This is a genomic window from Thermotoga sp. RQ7, from assembly GCF_000832145.1.
GTDB classification, from domain to species: Bacteria; Thermotogota; Thermotogae; order Thermotogales; family Thermotogaceae; genus Thermotoga; species Thermotoga neapolitana.
Window position 1 is genome coordinate 588,941 of record NZ_CP007633.1, and the last position, 19,817, is coordinate 608,757.

Annotated in this window: 20 protein-coding genes and 1 CRISPR repeat array; of the genes, 4 read left to right on the top strand and 16 right to left on the bottom strand. The window is 47.0% G+C overall.

The window, feature by feature from the left end; genetic code table 11:
- Positions 1-60 precede the first annotated feature (60 nt).
- Positions 61-561, bottom strand: coding sequence for a nitroreductase family protein (locus TRQ7_RS03020; RefSeq protein WP_041843984.1), 501 nt, complete (start codon positions 559-561; stop codon positions 61-63).
- Positions 562-588: 27 nt separating this feature from the next.
- Here TRQ7_RS03020 and TRQ7_RS03025 point away from each other — a divergent pair, with 27 nt between their 5' ends.
- Positions 589-1,248, top strand: a complete 660-nt coding sequence (locus TRQ7_RS03025) for an endonuclease III domain-containing protein (protein ID WP_041843985.1) — start codon at positions 589-591, stop codon at positions 1,246-1,248.
- Here the strand turns inward: TRQ7_RS03025 and lpdA are convergent.
- From lpdA to TRQ7_RS03045, 4 genes are all read right to left on the bottom strand, one after another.
- The gene (gene lpdA, locus TRQ7_RS03030) at positions 1,225-2,571 is read right to left on the bottom strand and encodes a dihydrolipoyl dehydrogenase (RefSeq protein ID WP_038066527.1); all 1,347 of its coding nucleotides are present in this window, start codon (positions 2,569-2,571) and stop codon (positions 1,225-1,227) included. The genes TRQ7_RS03025 and lpdA overlap by 24 nt on opposite strands.
- A gap of 45 nt (positions 2,572-2,616) precedes the next feature.
- Complete coding sequence (locus TRQ7_RS03035) at positions 2,617-2,952, bottom strand: carboxymuconolactone decarboxylase family protein (protein WP_038066529.1); 336 nt, start codon at positions 2,950-2,952, stop codon at positions 2,617-2,619.
- 24 nt (positions 2,953-2,976) lie between these two features.
- Complete coding sequence (locus tag TRQ7_RS03040) at positions 2,977-4,308, bottom strand: FAD-dependent oxidoreductase (protein WP_015918822.1); 1,332 nt, start codon at positions 4,306-4,308, stop codon at positions 2,977-2,979.
- A 108-nt stretch (positions 4,309-4,416) separates the two neighbouring features.
- The gene (locus TRQ7_RS03045) at positions 4,417-5,382 is read right to left on the bottom strand and encodes an NAD(P)H-dependent glycerol-3-phosphate dehydrogenase (RefSeq protein WP_015918823.1); all 966 of its coding nucleotides are present in this window, start codon (positions 5,380-5,382) and stop codon (positions 4,417-4,419) included.
- A gap of 157 nt (positions 5,383-5,539) precedes the next feature.
- Positions 5,540-5,966: direct repeats of the CRISPR family, unit length 30 nt; unit sequence GTTTCCATACCTCTAAGGAAGTATTGAAAC.
- A 585-nt stretch (positions 5,967-6,551) separates the two neighbouring features.
- On the opposite strand from TRQ7_RS03045, the gene TRQ7_RS03050 reads away from it, so the two are divergent.
- The gene (locus TRQ7_RS03050) at positions 6,552-7,214 is read left to right on the top strand and encodes a LysE family transporter (protein ID WP_144399073.1); all 663 of its coding nucleotides are present in this window, start codon (positions 6,552-6,554) and stop codon (positions 7,212-7,214) included.
- Here TRQ7_RS03050 and aroQ read toward each other — a convergent pair.
- The 11 genes from aroQ to TRQ7_RS03100 form a co-directional block, all read right to left on the bottom strand.
- On the bottom strand, positions 7,173-7,610 hold the full coding sequence (gene aroQ, locus TRQ7_RS03055; RefSeq protein ID WP_041843987.1) for a type II 3-dehydroquinate dehydratase: 438 nt from the start codon (positions 7,608-7,610) through the stop codon (positions 7,173-7,175). The two genes, TRQ7_RS03050 and aroQ, sit on opposite strands and share 42 nt — an antisense overlap.
- Positions 7,607-9,085 (bottom strand): bifunctional shikimate kinase AroK/3-dehydroquinate synthase AroB, encoded by a 1,479-nt coding sequence (gene aroB / locus TRQ7_RS03060; RefSeq protein WP_041843988.1) that lies wholly within the window; start codon positions 9,083-9,085, stop codon positions 7,607-7,609. Before aroB ends, aroQ begins: the two co-directional genes overlap by 4 nt.
- Positions 9,033-10,163, bottom strand: coding sequence for a chorismate synthase (gene aroC, locus TRQ7_RS03065; protein ID WP_041843989.1), 1,131 nt, complete (start codon positions 10,161-10,163; stop codon positions 9,033-9,035). The genes aroB and aroC overlap by 53 nt, the downstream gene beginning before the upstream one ends.
- Entirely contained in the window at positions 10,160-10,921 is a 762-nt protein-coding gene (aroE, locus tag TRQ7_RS03070; protein WP_041843990.1) for a shikimate 5-dehydrogenase, read from the bottom strand. Before aroE ends, aroC begins: the two co-directional genes overlap by 4 nt.
- Positions 10,918-12,180: a 3-phosphoshikimate 1-carboxyvinyltransferase gene (gene aroA / locus TRQ7_RS03075; protein WP_041843991.1), complete on the bottom strand. Its 1,263-nt coding sequence runs from the start codon at positions 12,178-12,180 to the stop codon at positions 10,918-10,920. The genes aroE and aroA overlap by 4 nt, the downstream gene beginning before the upstream one ends.
- Positions 12,177-12,938 carry a prephenate dehydrogenase gene (locus TRQ7_RS03080; protein ID WP_041843992.1) on the bottom strand — a complete coding sequence of 254 codons (762 nt, stop codon included), beginning with the start codon at positions 12,936-12,938 and terminating at the stop codon, positions 12,177-12,179. The genes aroA and TRQ7_RS03080 overlap by 4 nt, the downstream gene beginning before the upstream one ends.
- Complete coding sequence (gene aroF / locus TRQ7_RS03085; RefSeq protein ID WP_041843993.1) at positions 12,935-13,951, bottom strand: 3-deoxy-7-phosphoheptulonate synthase; 1,017 nt, start codon at positions 13,949-13,951, stop codon at positions 12,935-12,937. The genes TRQ7_RS03080 and aroF overlap by 4 nt, the downstream gene beginning before the upstream one ends.
- 252 nt (positions 13,952-14,203) lie before the next feature.
- The gene (locus TRQ7_RS03090) at positions 14,204-15,451 is read right to left on the bottom strand and encodes an MFS transporter (protein WP_041843994.1); all 1,248 of its coding nucleotides are present in this window, start codon (positions 15,449-15,451) and stop codon (positions 14,204-14,206) included.
- Between the two features lie 21 nt (positions 15,452-15,472).
- The gene (locus tag TRQ7_RS09720) at positions 15,473-15,640 is read right to left on the bottom strand and encodes a hypothetical protein (protein ID WP_168098974.1); all 168 of its coding nucleotides are present in this window, start codon (positions 15,638-15,640) and stop codon (positions 15,473-15,475) included.
- 6 nt (positions 15,641-15,646) lie between these two features.
- Positions 15,647-16,144: a hypothetical protein gene (locus TRQ7_RS03095; protein WP_041843995.1), complete on the bottom strand. Its 498-nt coding sequence runs from the start codon at positions 16,142-16,144 to the stop codon at positions 15,647-15,649.
- A complete protein-coding gene (locus tag TRQ7_RS03100; protein ID WP_041843996.1) occupies positions 16,137-16,520 on the bottom strand; it encodes a DUF2089 family protein in 384 nt (127 codons plus the stop codon). Before TRQ7_RS03100 ends, TRQ7_RS03095 begins: the two co-directional genes overlap by 8 nt.
- 357 nt (positions 16,521-16,877) lie before the next feature.
- Between TRQ7_RS03100 and TRQ7_RS03105 the strand changes: the two genes are divergently transcribed.
- Positions 16,878-18,578 (top strand): YgiQ family radical SAM protein, encoded by a 1,701-nt coding sequence (locus TRQ7_RS03105; RefSeq protein WP_041843997.1) that lies wholly within the window; start codon positions 16,878-16,880, stop codon positions 18,576-18,578.
- Positions 18,575-19,813: an alpha/beta fold hydrolase gene (locus tag TRQ7_RS03110; protein ID WP_041843998.1), complete on the top strand. Its 1,239-nt coding sequence runs from the start codon at positions 18,575-18,577 to the stop codon at positions 19,811-19,813. The genes TRQ7_RS03105 and TRQ7_RS03110 overlap by 4 nt, the downstream gene beginning before the upstream one ends.
- Positions 19,814-19,817 lie beyond the last annotated feature (4 nt).

The window sequence follows — 19,817 nt, forward strand, 5'->3', positions numbered from 1 at the left end:
TACATCTCAATAAATTGTTGATGGAGATTCTAAGATGATGGATCCGTTTGTTAATGTTTGTTACCATTTTTCGTAGTGGATCCTCTCGGGTTTGAACCTGTCCTCTGGAGTGGGTTGCTCTGCGGGGTATCCCATGGGAACAAGCGCAAAGGGAATCACATGCTCCGGTATTCCAAGAAGTTTCTGGAAGCTTTTCACCCTGTCCTCTCTCGGATACACACCGCACCAGACGGCACCAAGGCCGAGTTCTGCCGCTCTCAAAAGGAGATTCTCCACTGCAGCAGAACAATCCTGAACCCAGAACCCCTTGCACTTTTCAAGAGAGGGATCTCCGCAGACCAGAATGGCAACGGGTGCCTCCAGTATCATCTTTGCGTGAGGGTGTATCTCCGCCACTTTCTTTCTGGTCTCGGCATCTCTGATCACAACAAAGTGCCAGGGCTGCTGGTTGCAGGCAGAAGGTGCGTGCATGGCTGCCCTTATGACTTCTTTCACCAGTTCGTCTGGCACATCTTTTTTCTGGTATTTTCTGATGCTCCTTCGTTTGTAAACGATGCTCATGGAATCACCCCCGTTATAATTTTAAGTATGAAGCTGGAGAAACTCCACAAGGAACTGAGATCGATCCACGGTCCAGTCGGTAAGTGGTGGCCGGGAACATCTGAAGAAATCATGGTGACCGCCATTCTCACCCAGAACACAAACTGGAAAAACGTCGAGCGCGCCATGAAGAACATAAAAGAAGAACTCGGCAAAGATGATATTCTGAGAAAACTGTCCTTTCTCTCCACTGAAAGGATAGCACATCTAATAAGACCAGCGGGTTTTTTCAACATAAAGGCCAAAAGGTTAAAAGCTCTGCTTGAGTTTTTGAGGGAGTACAACTTCAATCTGAAACTTCTGAAGAGAATGCCACTGGGGGCTCTTCGAGAGTTGCTTTTAAAAATAAAAGGCATCGGCAAAGAAACGGCCGATGCCATACTGCTCTATGCCCTTGAGAAACCCATTTTCGTTGTCGACAGTTACACAAAAAGGCTCCTGGCGCGTATTTTCAACATCGAATTGAAAGACTACGATGAAATCCAGAAACTCTTCATGTCACACTATCCACCCAATGTTCGTCTCTATCAGGAACTGCACGGCCTCATAGTGGAACACGCCAAAAGGTTCTGTAGCAAAAATCCAAAGTGCAGAGAGTGTCCGTTGAAGAAAAAGTGCTTTTATTCACAGATGAATGGGCTTTCCTGAGACTCCTTCCAGAGCCCCAAGGATCGTTTCGGTGAGTGTTGGATGAGGATGAATAGCCTTTTCCAGGTCTTCTGCCTTCATTCTGTGTTTCACCGCTATGACTCCTTCCATGATCATATCCGTTGCCGATGGGGAAACGATGCTCATTCCAAGGACAACCCCGTTTTTGTCGGCAACGACTTTGACAAACCCGATGTTTTCCAGCATCGTTCTTGCTCTACCGTTTGCCGAAACAGGGAATTTGGAGATCACAACTTCTTCTGGATTCACATCTTTTTCCTTCAAGCCAACTGAGGCCACTTCTGGTGAGGAAAATATTATGTTCGGAACTGCCGAGTAATCCATCTCTTCTTCCATTCCCGCTATGTTCTTTGCGGCCACTATTCCTTCGTACATGGCAACGTGTGCCAGCATGATCTCTCCACGGATGTCCCCGATCGCATAGACCCCCTCGATGTTCGTTCTCATCTTCCTGTCAGTCACAACGCCTCTTTTTATTTCCACTCCAAGGGCCTTCACGTCTTCTGGGATGTTCGGTTTTCTTCCCACAGCGAGCAGAACCTTTTCTGCCCTCAATGTCTCTCCCGTTTCCAGAGTTGCTTCAAAGCCATTCTCTATCTTGTTAAGGGAAGTTATTTTTGCTTTTTCGAGGATTTTCACGCCTTTTCGTTTCAGGGATTTTTTCACCTCTTCGGCCACGTCTTCGTCTTCGTAGGGAAGAATGTGATTGGCAACTTCCACTATGGTGACGTTCACTCCAAAACTGCTGAAGAACGTTGCAAACTCCACACCTATGACACCACCACCCACTATGAGGAGAGATTCGGGAAATTCTTTCAACCTGAACACATCGTCGCTCGTCCAGACACCCTCCACATCGAAGGGAGGAAAGACACTGGGGATGGAGCCGTGGGCGAGAACGAGGTTCTTTGTCTCCAGTTTTGTCCCTGTCTCTTCAACAACGACGGTGTTTCTGTTTTCAACTATGCCCGTTCCTATGAACACGTCTACGTTGTTTTTCTTCATTAGGTATTCTATTCCCTTTCTGGACATCAGAACGCTCTTTTCTACGTGTTTCATAATGGAGGAGACATCGAACTCCACACCGGAGACCTTCAGCCCGTACTTCGAAGATTTATCCTTTATTTCACTCATCAGGTGAGATACCGTGAGCATCGCTTTCGTTGGAATACACCCTTTGTTGGTGCACGTTCCACCGAGTGCTTCTTTCTCCACAAGAGCCACTCTCTTTCCAAGTTGGGCAAGTTTTATGGCACAGACGTATCCTCCAGGGCCACCACCGATGATCACAGCATCGTACATGCTTTTCCCTCCTGAGAAAACCCCTCCCATGTGGGAGGGGTGAGGTTATTTTCCGAGAAATTCCAGAGCCACCTCGTAAGCCTTCAGGCCGTACATCAGAGCAGGACCTCCACCCATACAAACTGCCACCTTTATCGCGTCGAGAATTTCCTCTTCCGTTGCGCCAGCCCTCACGGCTGCTTCGGTGTGCCATACGATGCAGGGTTCACATCTGACGGCTACGGCAATGCCAAGAGAGATGAGTTCCTTTGTTTTCGTATCGAGTGCCTTTGGACTCTCTGCTGCATGGACGTACTCTGCGAACTTTCCAATCTCGGGTGCCTTGCCTATGACCTCCTGGAGTTGCTTTCTGATCTGCTCGAGTTTCTCCTTCGCTGCCATTTGAAACACCTCCTGTGAGATTTATCACAGAACCATTTCGGCCGCCTTCGCGAGTGGATAAACCGTTGGAGCAGAAGTCAGGAGTGGATGTGTTCCTATCTGCATAGTGAACAGATCGTTCGCTGTGATTCCTTTCTGCATCCCAAGACTGAGGATGTTCACGATCTCACCAACGCTCTTTCCTCCACACACCTGAGCACCAAGCAGTATCTTACTGTCTTCTGAGAAGATCAGTTTCACGATGAGTTTGGTGGTGTCTTCGAACTTTCCAGGGTGTCTGTCTGGGGCTTCTGCTCTTCCAACAACGATTTCGAAGCCTTCTTCCTTTGCGACCCTTTCAGTTATACCAACGGAGCCGAACGCCTTGCTTCCTATGACCGTTGAGTAAGCGTTCAATGAGCCCTTGTTCGTTCTGATGACTTTCAATCCGTAAAGATTGGATGCGGCAATTCTTGCATCAAACACAGCGGCAGAAGCGAGCATGAGCCTGGAGGGTTTCCCCGTCAGAAAGTCTCTGTGCTGCACACAATCTCCCGCGGCAAAGACATCGGGTTTTGATGTTCTCATGTATTCGTCCGTTTCTATAAAGCCGTATTCTGTCACCTTCAATCCCAGTTTTCTTGCGAGATCTGAATTGGGCCGGTATCCCGTTGCGAGTATGACGGCATCGGCCAGTATCGTTTCGGCGTTGTCCAGCCTGACACCCTCCACTCTTTTTGATCCGTAGATTTCCGTTACCTTTCTTCCTGTCAGAACCTTCAGGTTTTCTGCTTCGATTTCTTTTCTTGCGATCTCGCCGAAGTCGGGATCGAAGGACACAGGAAGCAGACTATCCATGATTTCAACCAGTGTGACGTTCTTTCCAGATTTCTTCAACTCGTCCGCCACTTCAACACCAATGAATCCACCACCGATGATCACAACGTTCTTCGAATCTTTGATTTTTTCGTACAACATCTTCAGGTAGTTTGCGTCTTTTGGAACCGTGAAGACACCTTCAAGGTCAACTCCTGGAATGTTCGGAACGTTCGGTGTGGATCCCGTTGCTATGATGAGTTTTTCGTAAAAGATTTCTTTTCCAGTTTTTGTGAGGAGTTTTTTCTCGTCGGTGTTTCCATCCACAACCTCGTCTATCAGAAGGTCTATGCCTGCACTTTTAAATCTCTCTTCTATACCCATGTAGTCGTTTTCCACGCCACTAAGTGTATGGAAGATGTAAGGAATTCCACACGGGACCGTTTCCTTTTCCGTTTTCTTCACAACGAGGATCTTTTTGTCCTTGTAGAACCTTTTGGTGGTGAACGCTGCGACGAGTCCTGCGGGACCTCCTCCCACTATCACAACATCGTACTTCATGTTCTCACCTCCCAGAAAGAGAAAGATTTCACAATCTGTCCATGAACAATTTTAACTCTTTTTGGGTTAAATTTCAACTTCAAAGGTAGAAAAATTTGTGGTGGAAAATCAATCGGCCCAAAATTCGTCTTTCAAACTTCTTTTCATGAGATCCTTCATCGACTGAAACGGAGATTTTCCTCCGTATATCACTCGATAGACCTCTTCAGAGATGGGCATATCTATTTCCAGTTCGTCTGCCTTCTTCACCACAGCTTTGACGGTGAAGGCCCCCTCCACAACCTGATGGGAACTTTCAAGGAGTTTTTGAGGATCGAACCCTTTTGCGATCAACTCACCAAAGCGTCTGTTTCTGCTGTACTTGCTGTTGCACGTGACCATGAGGTCTCCGATGCCTGCAAGTCCCATGAAAGTTTTCTGATCTGCCCCAAAGTGTCTGCCGAATCTTGCTATTTCGTAGATACCACGGGTTTCAAGAGCTGCCTTTGCGTTGTCCCATCCACCAAGGCCATCAAGAATACCCGCAGCGATTGCGATGACGTTTTTTAACGCTCCGGCGATCTCTACACCCACCACATCTTCGCAGGTGTAAACTCTGAAGTACTCGTTTGAGATTCTTCTCTGTAACTCCCTTGCGTTGTCTCCGGCAAGTGTAACCGCTGTTGGAAGTTTTCTTGCGACCTCTTCAGCGTGGGAAGGGCCCGAAAGAACGGCGTAAGGACATCCGAGAATCTCTTTCACAATTTCGGATATGCGTTTTCCTGTCTTTATTTCCAGTCCCTTTGAGAGATTCAGAACCATCGAAGGTTTTTTCGAAAGCCTGGAAAGATGTTCCCTTACGTGCTGCACAGGAATCGCTATCACGAGTATGTCGGTGCTTTTCAGTTCGTCGAGATTGTTCGTCGCTCTGACAGAGATTTCCATTTCATCTATGTAAGGACTGGTGTGGGAATTGTTTATAAGATCTGCGATTTCCTTTCTTCTTGCCCACAGAATCACTTCTTCTCCGTTTTCCTTTAAAAGTTGAGCAAAGACTGTCCCCCAACTTCCAGCCCCGAGAACGAAAAATCTCATCTTTCAGCCTCCCTGAACACTTTCTATCTGGAATTTTAACAGATTGAAGTATTGAAACAGGATATCCCATACAGGGAGCAACACAAGGAGGGTATCGAAACATGGATTTGCAGTATGCGTGGGAAGGATTTTCATATCTCTTTGGAGCAACAAAATCTTTCCTATACCTCTAAGAAAGGATTGAAACTTGACATTGTCAAAAGAACGTGGCACTAAACAACGGTTTCCATACCTCTAAGGAAGTATTGAAACCGTGCACCTTCTTTGAGAAGTTCAGTGGGATCTTTTGTTTCCATACCTCTAAGGAAGTATTGAAACGGAACTGTTAGATGGCTGGGATATGAAGATCAAAAAGTTTCCATACCTCTAAGGAAGTATTGAAACCTTATTTCGGTGGTCGAACGGAAGCGTGGTTCTTAGGGTTTCCATACCTCTAAGGAAGTATTGAAACTTGTTGAATGTTTGATTTATTGCTTCCATTACAGCGTGTTTCCATACCTCTAAGGAAGTATTGAAACGTACAACAGAGGCACTGGTTCACCGTTGAACAAAGCGTTTCCATACCTCTAAGGAAGTATTGAAACCCGTTGGATTTCAAAGAAATTATACCACAAAGCATTTCAAAAAGCAAGAATATATGAGGACATACAGAAGGTGTTTCATCACAGGTGATTCTAACACACAGAAAGATCAAGTCAAGTACTGTTTGGAAAAATGGAATAATTACATAGTCAATAGAAAGCCTAAAGAAAGGCAAAATCAAAAGATAAATTATCCTAACCTAGGTCAGGGCATTTTGAGTTGTTTTATGGGAAAATCTACTAGTTCTCATTTTCACAAATTTGTTTAAAAAGGTACTCCTTAAAAGGTTAGAGACTAAGTACGTGGTTTCTTTATTCATGATAGATACACGATAGAATATGAAGAAATATTCTCATACCCTGTTTCACATTCTCGCTCATTATTCCATTTTCCATGCATACATCACCTCTCTCAAACCCGCATGAATTTTTTCGTTACCGGTAATTGCATACTCTGCATCGCACATCAGGAGTCAGTTACAATCACCACCCACTTTGTGAATAAATGGAACTTACCGTAGTTTATTGAATAAAACTATGATCTTTTAGACTAACATCTTTTACACTAACATAAAAAATAGAAGATGAGTGGTAGAATCTTTCAAAAGGCATGAAGAGGGAAAAAATATGCTTTCCATATTCTTTGGAAGTTTCCTTGTTGGACTTTCTGGTGCGATGGCACCGGGACCCTTAATGGCAATCGCCATATCAAAAAGCACAAAAGACTGGAAAGCATCCCTGAAGTTGATAACAGGGCATGTTCTACTAGAAGCCCTTCTGGTGATGCTGCTTTTGGTTGGTGTTCGAACGATTCCTCCAGTTCTCATGAGGGCAATTTCACTAGCAGGTGGCATTTTTCTCCTGTACATGGGGATTTCTCAACTATTTGAAGCAAAAGACCCGTCTTTGATTTCGAACACAGGAAACAGCAGGTTCCCCCTGCCCGTTCAGGGAGCACTCGTTTCTTTTTCGAATCCCTATTTTCTTCTGTGGTGGTTTTCGGTTGGTAGTGCGTTCCTTTTTCGGGCAAGAGAGCATCTCCTATCTGGTGTTCTCCTGTTCTACTTCGGTCACATACTCTCGGATATAAGTTGGTATGCCTTCCTGGGCGCTGCTGGTCAGTTTCTCAAAAGACCTTCATGGAAAGGTGTGTACAGAATCGTTCTTGTGTCCATGTCGTTTGTTCTGATAGGGTTCGGTGTTTACTTCTTACTTACCGCCTTCAGAGGAGACTTTTCTCACGTACTCTAGTGCGAGTATGTATCCGTAAACCCCAAGCCCGCTGATCTGACCATCACAGACTTCCGCGGTGACACTCTTTCTTCTGAATTCTTCTCTTCCGTGTATATTGGATATGTGAACTTCGACCTTGGGAACTTTCACGATCTCAAGGGCATCCCTTATAGCGTAACTGTAATGCGTGAACGCACCGGGATTTATCACAAGACCATCGAAGTCGAGCTGATGCAGTCTGTCTATGATCTCTCCTTCGTGGTTTGACTGAAACACCTCCACCTCCACTCCGTTTCTTTTGGCCCAGTCTTCTATCATCCTCACCAGATCATCATAGGTGAAATTTCCGTACACGTTCCTGTCCCTCTTTCCCAGCATGTTCAGATTCGGACCGTTCACAACGAGCAGTTTCAATCTACCACCTCCAGAAGTTCGAGCGGATCCACTTCCAGAAACTCCACCTTTCCAGGTTCTCTCACATATGGAAGCCTCACCCTGGAGCCTTTCATGATTTTCTTGTCGTTCAGAATGAGGGTTCTTGCTTTTTCTCTGTCAACAGCCGGAACCGGGATGGGTACGATCTCTTTGATCTTTTCAACGATCCACCTGAAGGTATCTTTTGGAACGATCCCTTTTCTGTAGAGGTACATCGTTTCTTTTTCCAGTCCCCACGCCACCGCTATACCATGGGGCACCCCTTCCAGCATCTCATAGACATGTCCCAGGGTGTGTCCTAGATTCAGAGCGTGTCTCAATCCCTTGTCGTAGGGATCTTCCATCACTATCTTTGCCTTCTCTTCCACCGATAGCCTCACCATCTCACTGAGGATTCTGAGATTTCTCCTTTCTATCTTCTCTGGATCGTCGAAGAGTTCCAGCCCCCTTCCAGAGAGAAGGGCCATCTTGAAGGCCTCCACCACACCCTCTTCAAACCTTCCCTCGTCCATCGAGAGCGTGACAACGGGATCTATGATCACATAGTCTGGCATCCTGAAAGTTCCAACGATGTTCTTCACCCCTGCAAAATCGATGGCGTTCTTTCCTCCAACGGAGGCATCAACCTGGGCAAGAAGGGTGGTTGGATAGAAGGAGAGTCCCACACCCCTCTTGAAAGTGCTCGCTACAAAGCCTGTGAAGTCGGTGAGAGCCCCTCCCCCAGCACCGGCGATGGTCTTTCCCCTCGGGAAATCCATTTGCACAAGTTCGTAGTATGCCCTTGAGACGTGTTCCAGTGTTTTCACCACTTCTCCATCTGGAAAGACCAGGCTGCTATCTGGAAGATACCTTCCGTAGATCTTCTTCACTCTCTCCGTGGTGAAGACCAGATCTTCGTTTTTTACCCTCTTGAATCCTCCAAGAACGATCTTCACAGGATGGGGCTTCTCCAGCACTGAAACTTCCATCTCGTCCAGTGCTTCGAGGACGACAAGGGCAGTTGTTTCCCACTCGTTCAAACTGGAAGTGTCGATCCTCTTGAACTCCGCGTAGAAGTGCTTTCTCTTTTCCCAGATCTCGTATATCTTTTCTTTTCCTTCTTTGAGGAGCGGCCTGTTTTCCTCAGTCACCCTCTCGATCAGCACTTCGGGAGGAGCGTAAAGAAAAAGGGTTTTTTCTTTTTTCAAAAGGTTCCTGTTTTCCGGATCTATCACCACACCTCCACCCGTTGAAACAACGATGTTATCTTTTTCGACGAGTTCTTTCAAGAGTTCCTTCTCTTTCAGTCGGAAGTATTCTTCACCGTCCTCTTCGAAGATTCTTCCGATGCTTCTTTTTTCTCTTTTTTCTATCTCATCGTCCATGTCCACGAAATCAAGATCGAGTACATCCGCCACCTTTTTACCTATCGTGCTCTTTCCAGAACCCATCATCCCAACGAGGAAGATCCTCATTCTCGAACCTCCTTTTCAGGTCGTCGATGCTGCCTTCTCCAAGATGTTCAAGCAAAGCATCCGAGATCACCACAGAAAGGGCCGCCTCACACACAACAGAGGCAGGAGGTACTGCAGTTACATCAGACCTCACGTACGGTGTTTTCTCCGGTTTCATCGTTCTCAGATCAACAGAGTTCAGAGGTTTCCCCGTGGTGGGGATGGGCTTCACGTAGACGTTCACCCAGATGTCTTCTCCGTTGGAGATACCACCTTCTATTCCACCAAGGTTGTTCGTTTTTCTCTTTATCTGACCATTTTCTATTTCGAACTCATCCAGATAATCGAATCCGTTCCACATTTCTTCGCTTCCCACGATCACTCCTTTGACAGCGGGAATGGCAAAAAAGAGTGAGCCTATCCTCGAGTCGAGTTTTTTGAACAGTTCCGAATAACTCCCGATACCTGCGGGAACCTGCCTTGCTATGACTCTCACCTTTCCACCGAGGGTGTTTCCTTCCTCCTTTGCCCTGTCGATCTCAGCGACCATCTCTTTCGTTGCCTCAGGATCTGGGCAGAACACCACGGATTCATCCCTTCTTCTCTTCAACTCTTCGAAATCACCTGGAATGTCCCTTGCCTCGACATTTCCAAGTCTTGTGACAAATCCCAGTACCTCGATACCGAACTCTTTGAGGAGGCTTTTCAAGAGGGAGCCTGCCGCCGTGAGCGCCACCGTCCATCTTGCACTGGACCGCTCCACGTAGATGTTCAGATCGGGAAGTTTGTACTTCACCCACGCAGCGTAATCGATGTGACCGGGTCTTGGAACACTCCGAACATCTTTCACAGGGTTTCCCGCCCTGTTGGGAATGAGGATCGTCACCGGTGCACCCGTTGTGATGCCCTTCCACAACCCCGAAACGATCTCGAACGCGTCCTCTTCCATCTTCATTCTCTTTCCTCTGCCGTAACAGTTTCTCCTTCTGAAAAGATCCCTCCTTATGAGTTCCTCATCCACCCTTATCCCCGAAGGCAAACCTTCCAGGATTGCAACCATGTATTTTCCATGGGAATCCCCCGCTATCGTGAGTTTCATTTCAGAACCTCCCCGAACACTTCTTTGAAAACCTCCTCGTCGTATATTCCCCATATCTTCAGATTCTCCATTGCCTGGTAGTAAAACATGAGGTTTCCCTTTATGATGTGTTTCACACCAAGTTTTCTTGCTTTCACAACAAGTGGTGTGTCGAAGTAGATCACATCGTAAACAAGGCTCAGGTTTTTCAGTGAATCGTCAGAAACGGGAAGTTCCTCTCCCTTCATACCAACCGAAGTGGTGTTGAAAAGACTCCCTGCCCCTCTTACCATCTCATCGAGACGATCGAAAGGAAAGATCTTCACAGGAAATTCCAGATTTTTTGCCCTCTCAAGAGTTCTGTTCGTCACCCAGATATCCTCAACTCCAAGGTAAAGTAAAGCATAGATCACCGCCCGTGAAGCACCACCTGCTCCCACAACTACTACGGGCTCCTTCACCTCAACACTTTCAAGAGATCTCACAACACCGGTCCAGTCCGTGTTGTATCCCTTTCCGCGGAAAACGCAGTTGACCGCCTTTATTTTCTTTGCGTCTTCAGAGGGGGTCACGTACCTCATCACTTTCTCCTTGTGTGGAATGGTAACGTTGAATCCGTCGTACTCTTCCATCACCCTTTTTATCTCGCTATCGAAATCATCCGGGGGTATCTCTTCCATCACGTACAGATGATCCATCTTCGCTCTCTTGAAATACTCGTTGTACAGCCGCGGGGATATACTGTGCTTCACAGGGTATCCAATGATGCAAAATTTCATCCTATCACCTTCTCGAGTGCTTCGTAGAAGTCTGGAAACGAGACGGCCACACACTCGTGATTTTTCACCTCAACACCTTCCTCGCTCACAAGACCCGCTATGGAAAAGAGCATGGCCATCCTGTGATCGCCTTCCGGATCCACTTCTCCTCCCCTTATTTTTTGTTTTCCAGTGATCTTAAAACCATCCTGGAACTCTTCTATTTCGACACCGATCTTTCTGAAGTTTTCCACGAGCACCTTTATCCTGTCTGACTCTTTTTTTCTCAACTCTTCGGCTCCTCTGACAACGGTTTCACCTTCGGCAAAGACACCGAGGAGTCCAACAAGCGGAAGTTCGTCTATCATGAGTGGCACGATGTCTTTCGGTACGGTGATTCCCTTCATGTTCGAAGAGGTCTCCACCCTCACGTTTCCTATTGGTTCGAGATTTTCTTCTGTAACCTCCCACTCCACGTTTGCACCCATGAGTTTCATGATCTCAAGAAGACCCGTTCGGGTGGGGTTCAATCCCACCCCGGTTATCGTTATACGGGCATTGGGATGAATCGCTCCAAGAACGATGAAGAACGCAGCAGATGAAATATCTCCCGGTATCTTCATCTCAAATCCTTTAAACGTGGCAGGCTCAAGAACCACCCGTGTTCCTTCCACCTCGACGGGAACCCCCAAATTTTTGAGCATCCTTTCTGTGTGATCTCTGCTCTTTGCAGGCTCGATGACGATCGTTCTTCCGCTTGCCCTGAGTCCTGCCAGAAGGATGGCACTCTTCACCTGGGCACTCGCCACCGGTGTTTTGTAACTGATACCCGAAAGGTGATTTCCCTTTATGGCCATAGGAAGGAAGTTGTTCTGTCTTGCCATGAAACGTGCACCCATCATCTCCAGAGGTTCTATAATCCTTCTCATCGGCCTTCTGGAAAGGGAAGAATCCCCGTAGAGGACCGTGAACATTTCGTACGAAGCAAGGACCCCACTCATCAGCCTCGTGGTGGTCCCTGAGTTTCCGCAGAAAAGAGGTTCAATCGGCTCGGAGAAAGGCTTGGGAAAAACTCTCATCTTCTCCCAGTCACCTTCAAAGCGCGTACCGAGTTTTCCCAGAATATCGTGCGTTCTCTCCGTGTCCAGACATCTCAAAAGGTTGTAAAGTGTGCTTTCACTTTCTGCAAGGGCCGAGAGAATGAGTGCCCTGTGAGTTATGGATTTGTCTGGAGGAACACTCAGCGTTCCGGACACTTTTTTTGCGGGAAGAACCTTCACGCTACCACTTCCTTTATGATTTTTTTCAGACTCTCGAAGTCTTCTTTCTCTATGAAATTGTGGAGAGTGTTCAGGAAATTTCTTGTGTTTTCAAGGTACTTGAGGATGTTTTCTTTATTATATCTGATCATATCCAGCGCCATTTCCATGTTCTGTCTTGAGAGCCTCGTGTTCGACTGATAACCTGGTCCCGCGTACTCTTCATAGGGTTTCCCTGTGAATCGAGCGCTCAGAGAGATCAGGTACTGCACATGACTCACGGCGGCAACGATCCTGTCGTGTTCTCTGTAATCTATCCAGACCGGCCTGGATCCAAGATCCCTCACAACACCTTCAACGACATCGTCTTTCTTTTCATCGGGAGAACAGAGAAAAAAAATCCTTCCGCTGAACATCTCGGGGTCCCAGCCTGCTTTACCCTTCCTCTCGTTTCCCGCCATGGGGTGTCCTCCGATGAAGTTGAGTCCCCTTTCCTTTGCTATTTCCATGAAGGGGGTTTTCACACTTGCCACATCCAGGATCTTTCCTGTGAACTCAGTTTCCTTCAGAAAGCGCTCTTCAACAGCCATGGGGAGTGCCAGGATGAGAAGATCCGTGTCGAAGAGGTCTTCTTGTCTCAAAGCGGTTCTGACACCTCTTTCCTCAAGGGCCTTTGTTACATCTTCACTTTGATCGAAGGCGAAAACCCGGTGCTTTTCGTTCAACTTCAGAGCGATCGAACCTCCGATGCATCCTGCTCCAAGCACGGAGATCCTCAATTCACCTTCACCCCCAGGGCCTCGGCAAGCCCCTTCATCTCCCGGACCAGTTCTTCAAAGAGTTTGAAATCGAGGCTCTGTTTTCCATCTGAAAGCGCCCTTTCGGGCTCTGGATGGACTTCCACTATGATTCCGTGGGCACCGACGGCTATTGCAGCACGGGAGAGTGGTATGACAAGGTCTCTTCTTCCACCCGAGTGACTCGGATCCACGAGGATGGGAAGGTGCGATTCCTTCCTGATGATGGGTACAGCGGAGATGTCGAGGGTGTTTCTCGTTGCCTTCTCGAACGTCCTTATTCCCCTCTCACACAGTATGATCCTTGTGTTCCCTGAATTTGCTATGTACTCCGCCGAGAGTAAAAACTCCTCGATGGTGTTCATGAAGCCTCTTTTCAGAAGAACGGGTTTGTCGTAACTGCCCGCTTTTGAGAGCAATCTGAAGTTCTGAGCGTTCCTTGCACCAATCTGTATGATATCGGCGTATTCGGCCACCTTTGGAAGTTCTTCCTCACCGAGTGCCTCCGTCACAACGTACATGCCGTATGTGTCAGCAGCCTCTCTCAAATACTCCAGACCCTTCTCACCGAGTCCCTGGAAAGAGTACGGCGAGGTGCGTGGCTTGTAGGCTCCTCCCCTCAGAACCTTCACTCCCAGTTCACTCAAAAAGTGTGCGATCTCCATGAGCATCTCTCTGTCTTCCACCGCGCAGGGACCTGCCATGATGGTGAAGTATCCGTTTCCTATCTTCACATCTCCAAGGTCTATCACCGTGTCCTCCGGATGGAATTCCCGTGAGACGAGTTTGTAAGGCTTGAGCACCCTCACGACACTCTCTACACAGTCCAGAGACTCGAATTTGTCTGCCACCACGTATCTGTCGTCACCGATGATGCCTATCACCGTACGCTCCTGACCTTTGGAAATGTGACACCTCAGGTTGTAACTCTCTGCCAGTTTCACCACCTTCTTTATGTCTTCTTCCGTGGAGCCGGGCTTTAAGACCACTATCATAGACCTACCACCTCCCGAAGTTTTGATAACAAAAAAAGGGCTCCGCTGCCCGGAGCCCTCTGGTTTTTTATCGCTCCGGGCAGATACCGAAAGAGGCACCTGCCCGGAGCGGTTGCACTCACGGACAGGTGCCCCTGTTAAACCAAAAGTAATAATAATTGTGTTCAGCGGATTTGATGCACAACACATGTTCAATTTGCATAATCTTTCACCCCTGTTTGGTTACTATTCTAGCAAAGCACCCTTAAAAAATCAAGTGGGAAGTTCTTTTCCTCTGAGAGCAACAAGAAGAAGCACGGCGATCAAAAAGGAAAGGACTCCAACGGTGTAGTAAAGAAAATGAATCGACACTCTATCAACAAGATACCCGTAGAGCACAGATCCAAGTGGCGTTACTCCGTTTGCCACAAGAACAAGGAAAGAAAACGCTCTCGCTCTGATGTGCGAAGGTGTCATCTTCTGAAAAGCCGTGTCCAGAGGAACGTTGATTATTGGATTCAAAAAGCCCATTATCAAAAACGTCACAAAGAACATCATGAAGAGAACCAGTCTTTCCACACTTGAAGAAAAATCTGGCATGACGAGAACACCAAGAAAAACGATGGGAAGTTCAAAGAGGAAGATGGAAACCTTCATCGCCTTCCACATATTTCTTTTTGACAGATAAGATGCGATCAGGAGGTTCCCAAAGAGCGCCCCCAGAGTGAACGAGGTCTCAAGAAAGCCAAATTCCTGAGCAGAAAACTTCATCACTTCCCTGATAGTGTAAGGATAGACAACCATGAAGAGAGGAGAGATAAGAAGATTCAGAAAGAGTGCAAAGATAAGAATGGTCCTTATGAGCGAGTGATTCCAGATGAAAAGAAATCCTTCTTTGAGGTCCTGGAGTATCTGTTTGAAATGAGAAGGTTTCTTCTCGATCTTTTGACGGTAGACTATGAAGATTTCACTGATGGCGGAGAGAATGAAGGACACTCCGTTCACAAGAAACACGATCGCTATGCCGTAGAAACCGTAGATCATCCCTCCAAGAGCGGGCCCCAGGATCTGTGGAAAGATCCTCACCATTCCCATTATGGAATTTGCCCTCATGAGAAAATCTTCCGGCACGATGTCTGGAAACATCGCACCGGTTGGTATATCAAAAAGGTTGTCCATGACCGCCATGGCAACCTGTGAAACGTAGAGAACAGAGAGGGTGATGGCATTTCTGAAGGCAAGAAACGAGAGAAAACATATGAGAATTCCCCTCAGAAAATCCATCGACACCATGAGGAACTTTCTGTTCCCCCTGTCTCCAATTATCCCGGCTATCGGCATGAGGAGTATCCTTGGAAGCATATAGGCGATGCTCATAGTGGCGACCGCTGTTCCAGAATGCGTCAAATCCAGTACGAAAAGAGGAATTGCAACTGCTTGAATTGAACTCCCAAGAATCGAAACAAATCTTCCTAGGGCAAGAAGGACAAAGTTTCTCTTCCAGAAGGTAATATCGTTCACCACGCTCCCCCCTTATTGAACTCAGAAACTCTCAGTCACCATCGCACTGGATGTTTCTGTGATAACGGGTTCCTGAACCATCTGTGAAGATGAGACAGTCTCTGTAGCGGGGAAAAGTAGCACATACAACCATATCAAAGAAAACAACCCTCCTACAAGAATCGCCGAGATCATCAGGTACACCCTCATGGGCAATCACTCCTCTCTTTCGCTCTTTTTCTTCTTAGAGGAAACGGAGATGTTGCTGATGAAAGGGGAAAGCATCTTCATCATACCGCTGATAAAGAAGTTCGATATTCTGGCGACATCCCCGCCCACCGAAGGCCTTCTACCAGACTCTTTCGCACCCACAAGTGCAAGGTCTCCTTTCACTTTTCCACCGTCGAACTCGATCTTTCCACTGATGACGGCAAGGTCGCCTTCCACCTCTCCTGAAAAGAAGGTCTCACAGTTGATGAGAACAAGGTCTCCCTTTACCTTACCTTTTATGATCGCTTTCTTTTTTGAGAGAACGAGATCTCCTTCCATCACTTCGTCTTCCCTCAGAACGAAATCTTTTTCCGAGAGATCCTCCGGCCAGTTTCGTTCTTCTTTTTCTTTCTCTTTCAGGGCTTTTATCAGCATTTCTCCTTCTTCTGGGCTGATTTCTCCCTTCGCCACGGCCTCCAGAATCCTTCTGATCTCCTCAGACATCACTTTCCCCTCCTTTTTTCTTTCTTTTGAGAAGTTCCAGCGCCTCCCCGACACTGATCTTTCCTTCCTTCACCTGCTTGAAGAGATCCTCGTCTGAGACCTCTTCCTTCACCTCACCGAGTGGCTGAAGTTTCATCTTTTCCAGTATCCTCTCCAGTTTCCCTCTCAAGGCAAAGTAGCCCTGTCCCGTGTAACGCTCCATCTCCTTGAGGTTTCCCCTTGCCCTGAAGAAAAGGATGACGAACTCGAGTTCTTCTCTGTCGAGAAAATCAAACGGACTCGCCCTGAATCGACCTCTTACCGTTACATCGTCTCTATCGCAGTGGAGTTCCGTCACCATCATTTCTCTTCCACATACAGGACATTTGGGCAGCATATTTTGTCACCTCCTGCAAAATATTTTAGAACATATCCAAATATTTTGTCAAGTACCCAAAAAATTTTTTGTCGATCTTCCCCATTCGGATGGAACAGGATCTTCACGGATAATTAGCACGACCTTATTGAATTCTTAAATTTCCGGTGTTATGCTTTCATATGAGAAATGAGAATTATTCTCAAAAAGGAGGTGGAGAAGATGATCGTACTGATACCGGTGGACGTGTTGATAGCCATTCACAACGAAAAAGTAGGACAGACAAAGAAGAAGTAAACATCGTTCCCGTGCGCCCCTATTTTTTAAACCAGGCCTCGACAGGAGGCTTTTTCGTTTTAAAATACATAGGGTGATACCGTGTTTCTTCCTACGACACGTGAAGAAATGGAAAAACTGGGATGGAAAGAACTCGACATAATCCTTGTCACGGGAGACGCTTACGTGGATCATCCCTCCTTTGGAGTTTCCCTCATCGGTCACTACCTTGTATCTTTCGGCTTCAAAGTGGGAATCATAGCCCAGCCCGACTGGAAATCAGAAAAAGATATAACACGCCTTGGAAGACCACGGCTCTTCTTCGGTGTCACCGCCGGAAACGTTGATTCGATGGTGGCAAACTACACAGCCTCGATGAAGAAAAGAAAAACAGACGACTACACACCGGGTGGAATCTCTGGAAAAAGACCCGACAGAGCGACGATAGTCTATACCAACCTGATAAAGAGGTGCTTTCCAGGTGTACCCGTTGTTCTTGGTGGAATAGAGGCGAGTTTGAGAAGGTTCGCACACTACGACTGGTGGAGCAATAGAGTGAGAAAGTCTGTCCTTGTAGATTCAAAGGCCGATCTTCTCGTCTACGGAATGGGAGAAAAAGCGGTCCTTGAGATTGCAAAAACCCTTGCTGAAACAGGTGATCTGGAGAAGTGTAAAAGCATTTGTGGAGTTGTCTGGTGGACCTCTCAAAAGCCCAGCGAAGGTGTAGAACTTCCCTCTTTCGACGAAATCTCTGAAAATCCAGAAAAGTACGCAGAGGCTATAAAACTTCAGACCTGGTACACGGATCCACACAGGAACATTCCGATCTATCAGAGACAGGACACAAGATACGTTGTTCAGAATCCCCCGCAACCGCCACTTTCCCAGGAGGAACTCGATCAGATCTACCTTCTTCCCTTCGAAAGGGAAGTTCATCCGTTCTATGCGAGAATGGGAAGGGTTAAGGCAATAGAGACGGTGAAGTTCTCCATCACCGCCGTTCGTGGCTGTTTTGGTAGTTGTTCCTTCTGCGCCCTCACACAGCACCAGACCACACACATCTCTTATAGAAGCGAAGAGTCCATACTGGAGGAAGTGAAACTTCTCATCAAAAGAAAAGATTTCAAAGGCACCATAACGGATGTTGGAGGCCCCACCGCGAACCTCTACGGTTCAAGATGCACCGTCAGAGAAACCAGAGGACAGTGCCGTAAATTCTGCCTGTATCCCGGCGTTTGCAGAGGTGTTCAGCCAGATCACGACAGGTTCATCGCACTCCTTGAGTCGATAAGAAAACTGCCCTCTGTGAGGAACGTCTTTGTCTCTTCAGGTATCAGACACGATTTTGTTTTCGCCGAGAACGACCTGGACATCTTCATCAGAGAACTCGTGAAATACACCCCCGGTCAGTTGAAACTCGCCCCGGAACACGCCCATCCAAAGGTACTTTCTCTGATGAGAAAGCCTCCGGTGGAACTGTTTCTGGAATTCAAAAGAAGGTTCGAGGCATTCGCACAGAAGATGGGAAAGAAAAAGTACGTGATCGGCTACTTCATAGTGGGACATCCAGGAGAAGGCTGGAAAGAGAACAACTATCTGAGAGATTTCATCCTGAGGCATCTTGGGTACTTCCCGCAGCAGATTCAGATCTTCACACCCACTCCCGGAACGGTGAGCACTGCCATGTACTACTCTGGAATAGATCCTTTCACCGGTGAGAAGGTGTACGTAGAAAAATCTTTGAAAGTGAGAAACAAGATGAAGGAGAACGTCTTATTCAAGAAAAGGAGGGAAGAAAAATGAGAATCACCATTTTCTTTATTGTACTTCTTGGAGTGATGGTGTTCGGTGCATTTGAGCAAGAAGCCTACCTCTTTGTTCAGAGACTCACCAGCGAAGACTTCGAAACTGCCCTGTCCATGTGTACAGACCAGGTGAGAAAGCAACTCAGTCTTCAGAACCTTTCGAGCATCTGGAATTCCCTGAAAAGCCAACTTGGTGGCTTCAAAGAGATCGTCGCCTACGAAAAGACCACTCAGGGTGAATACGAGATATACATCTTCACCCTGAGATTTGAAAAAGAAGATATCTCAGCGCTGATCACCATAGACAAAGAGGGGAAAGTTGCCGGTTTGTTCTTCACACAGTCTGCGGGGGCAAAGTACGAACCCCCTGATTATGCAAATCTGGAAAGTTTTGAAGAAAAAGACATTTCCGTGAACGGACTTCCCGGAAAGATCACCATTCCAGAAGGAAAAGGCCCCTTTCCGGCCGTTGTTCTTGTCCATGGGTCTGGACCAAACGACATGGATGAGACGATAGGCCCCAACAAGATCTTCAGAGACATTGCGTACGGGCTGTCTTCAAATGGTATTCTCGTTCTCAGATACCACAAGAGAACGTTTGTGGAGAAGATGGATCCTACCTCTCTAACCGTTGAAGAAGAAGTCATAAAAGATGCTCTGGAAGCGGTGAGGATTTTGAAACAGAGAGAGGATGTCTCCAGGGTGTACGTTCTCGGTCACAGTCTCGGTGCCATGCTTGCACCGGAGATCGCAGAAAGATCAAAAGCAGATGGTGTTATCATGATAGCACCCCCTGCACGTCCACTCGAAGATCTCATGGAGGATCAGTTGAAATATCTTCAGTCTCTGGGTCTTGCAGACAACATTGAAGAAACTTTGAAGATTCTCGAAAAACTCAGAAAAAAAGAATTTCCACCCGATGAAATTGTTCTTGGAGTGTCCGCAAAGTATTTCTACGATCTGAGGGAAAGACAACCCGTTTTGACAGCAAAAAGGCTCTCTGTTCCCATGCTCTTGATCTTCGGTGGAAGGGACTACCAGGTGAGCGAAAAAGATCAAGAAATCTGGACGAAGGAACTCTCGGATAAAGAAAACGTGAAGATCGTTGTCTTTGAAGACCTCAACCATCTAATGATGACAGGAGAAGGGAAATCAACACCCGTTGAGTACATGAAGAAAGAGCACGTTGACAAACGGGTGATAGATGCGATCGTGGAGTGGATGGTAAAATAGATGG

Excerpts from the sequence above, each read along its gene's own strand:
- TRQ7_RS03040 (WP_015918822.1), bottom strand. The coding sequence starts at position 4,308 with ATGAAGTACGATGTTGTGATAGTGGGAGGAGGTCCCGCAGGACTCGTC.
- aroB (WP_041843988.1), bottom strand. The coding sequence starts at position 9,085 with ATGAGGATCTTCCTCGTTGGGATGATGGGTTCTGGAAAGAGCACGATA.
- TRQ7_RS03025 (WP_041843985.1), top strand. The coding sequence starts at position 589 with ATGAAGCTGGAGAAACTCCACAAGGAACTGAGATCGATCCACGGTCCA.
- TRQ7_RS03100 (WP_041843996.1), bottom strand. The coding sequence starts at position 16,520 with ATGCTGCCCAAATGTCCTGTATGTGGAAGAGAAATGATGGTGACGGAA.
- TRQ7_RS03045 (WP_015918823.1), bottom strand. The coding sequence starts at position 5,382 with ATGAGATTTTTCGTTCTCGGGGCTGGAAGTTGGGGGACAGTCTTTGCT.
- lpdA (WP_038066527.1), bottom strand. The coding sequence starts at position 2,571 with ATGTACGATGCTGTGATCATCGGTGGTGGCCCTGGAGGATACGTCTGT.
- aroE (WP_041843990.1), bottom strand. The coding sequence starts at position 10,921 with ATGAAATTTTGCATCATTGGATACCCTGTGAAGCACAGTATATCCCCG.
- aroC (WP_041843989.1), bottom strand. The coding sequence starts at position 10,163 with ATGAAACTCACGATAGCGGGGGATTCCCATGGAAAATACATGGTTGCA.
- TRQ7_RS03035 (WP_038066529.1), bottom strand. The coding sequence starts at position 2,952 with ATGGCAGCGAAGGAGAAACTCGAGCAGATCAGAAAGCAACTCCAGGAG.
- TRQ7_RS09720 (WP_168098974.1), bottom strand. The coding sequence starts at position 15,640 with ATGAGGGTGTACCTGATGATCTCGGCGATTCTTGTAGGAGGGTTGTTT.
- TRQ7_RS03110 (WP_041843998.1), top strand. The coding sequence starts at position 18,575 with ATGAGAATCACCATTTTCTTTATTGTACTTCTTGGAGTGATGGTGTTC.
- TRQ7_RS03020 (WP_041843984.1), bottom strand. The coding sequence starts at position 561 with ATGAGCATCGTTTACAAACGAAGGAGCATCAGAAAATACCAGAAAAAA.
- TRQ7_RS03095 (WP_041843995.1), bottom strand. The coding sequence starts at position 16,144 with ATGTCTGAGGAGATCAGAAGGATTCTGGAGGCCGTGGCGAAGGGAGAA.
- aroF (WP_041843993.1), bottom strand. The coding sequence starts at position 13,951 with ATGATAGTGGTCTTAAAGCCCGGCTCCACGGAAGAAGACATAAAGAAG.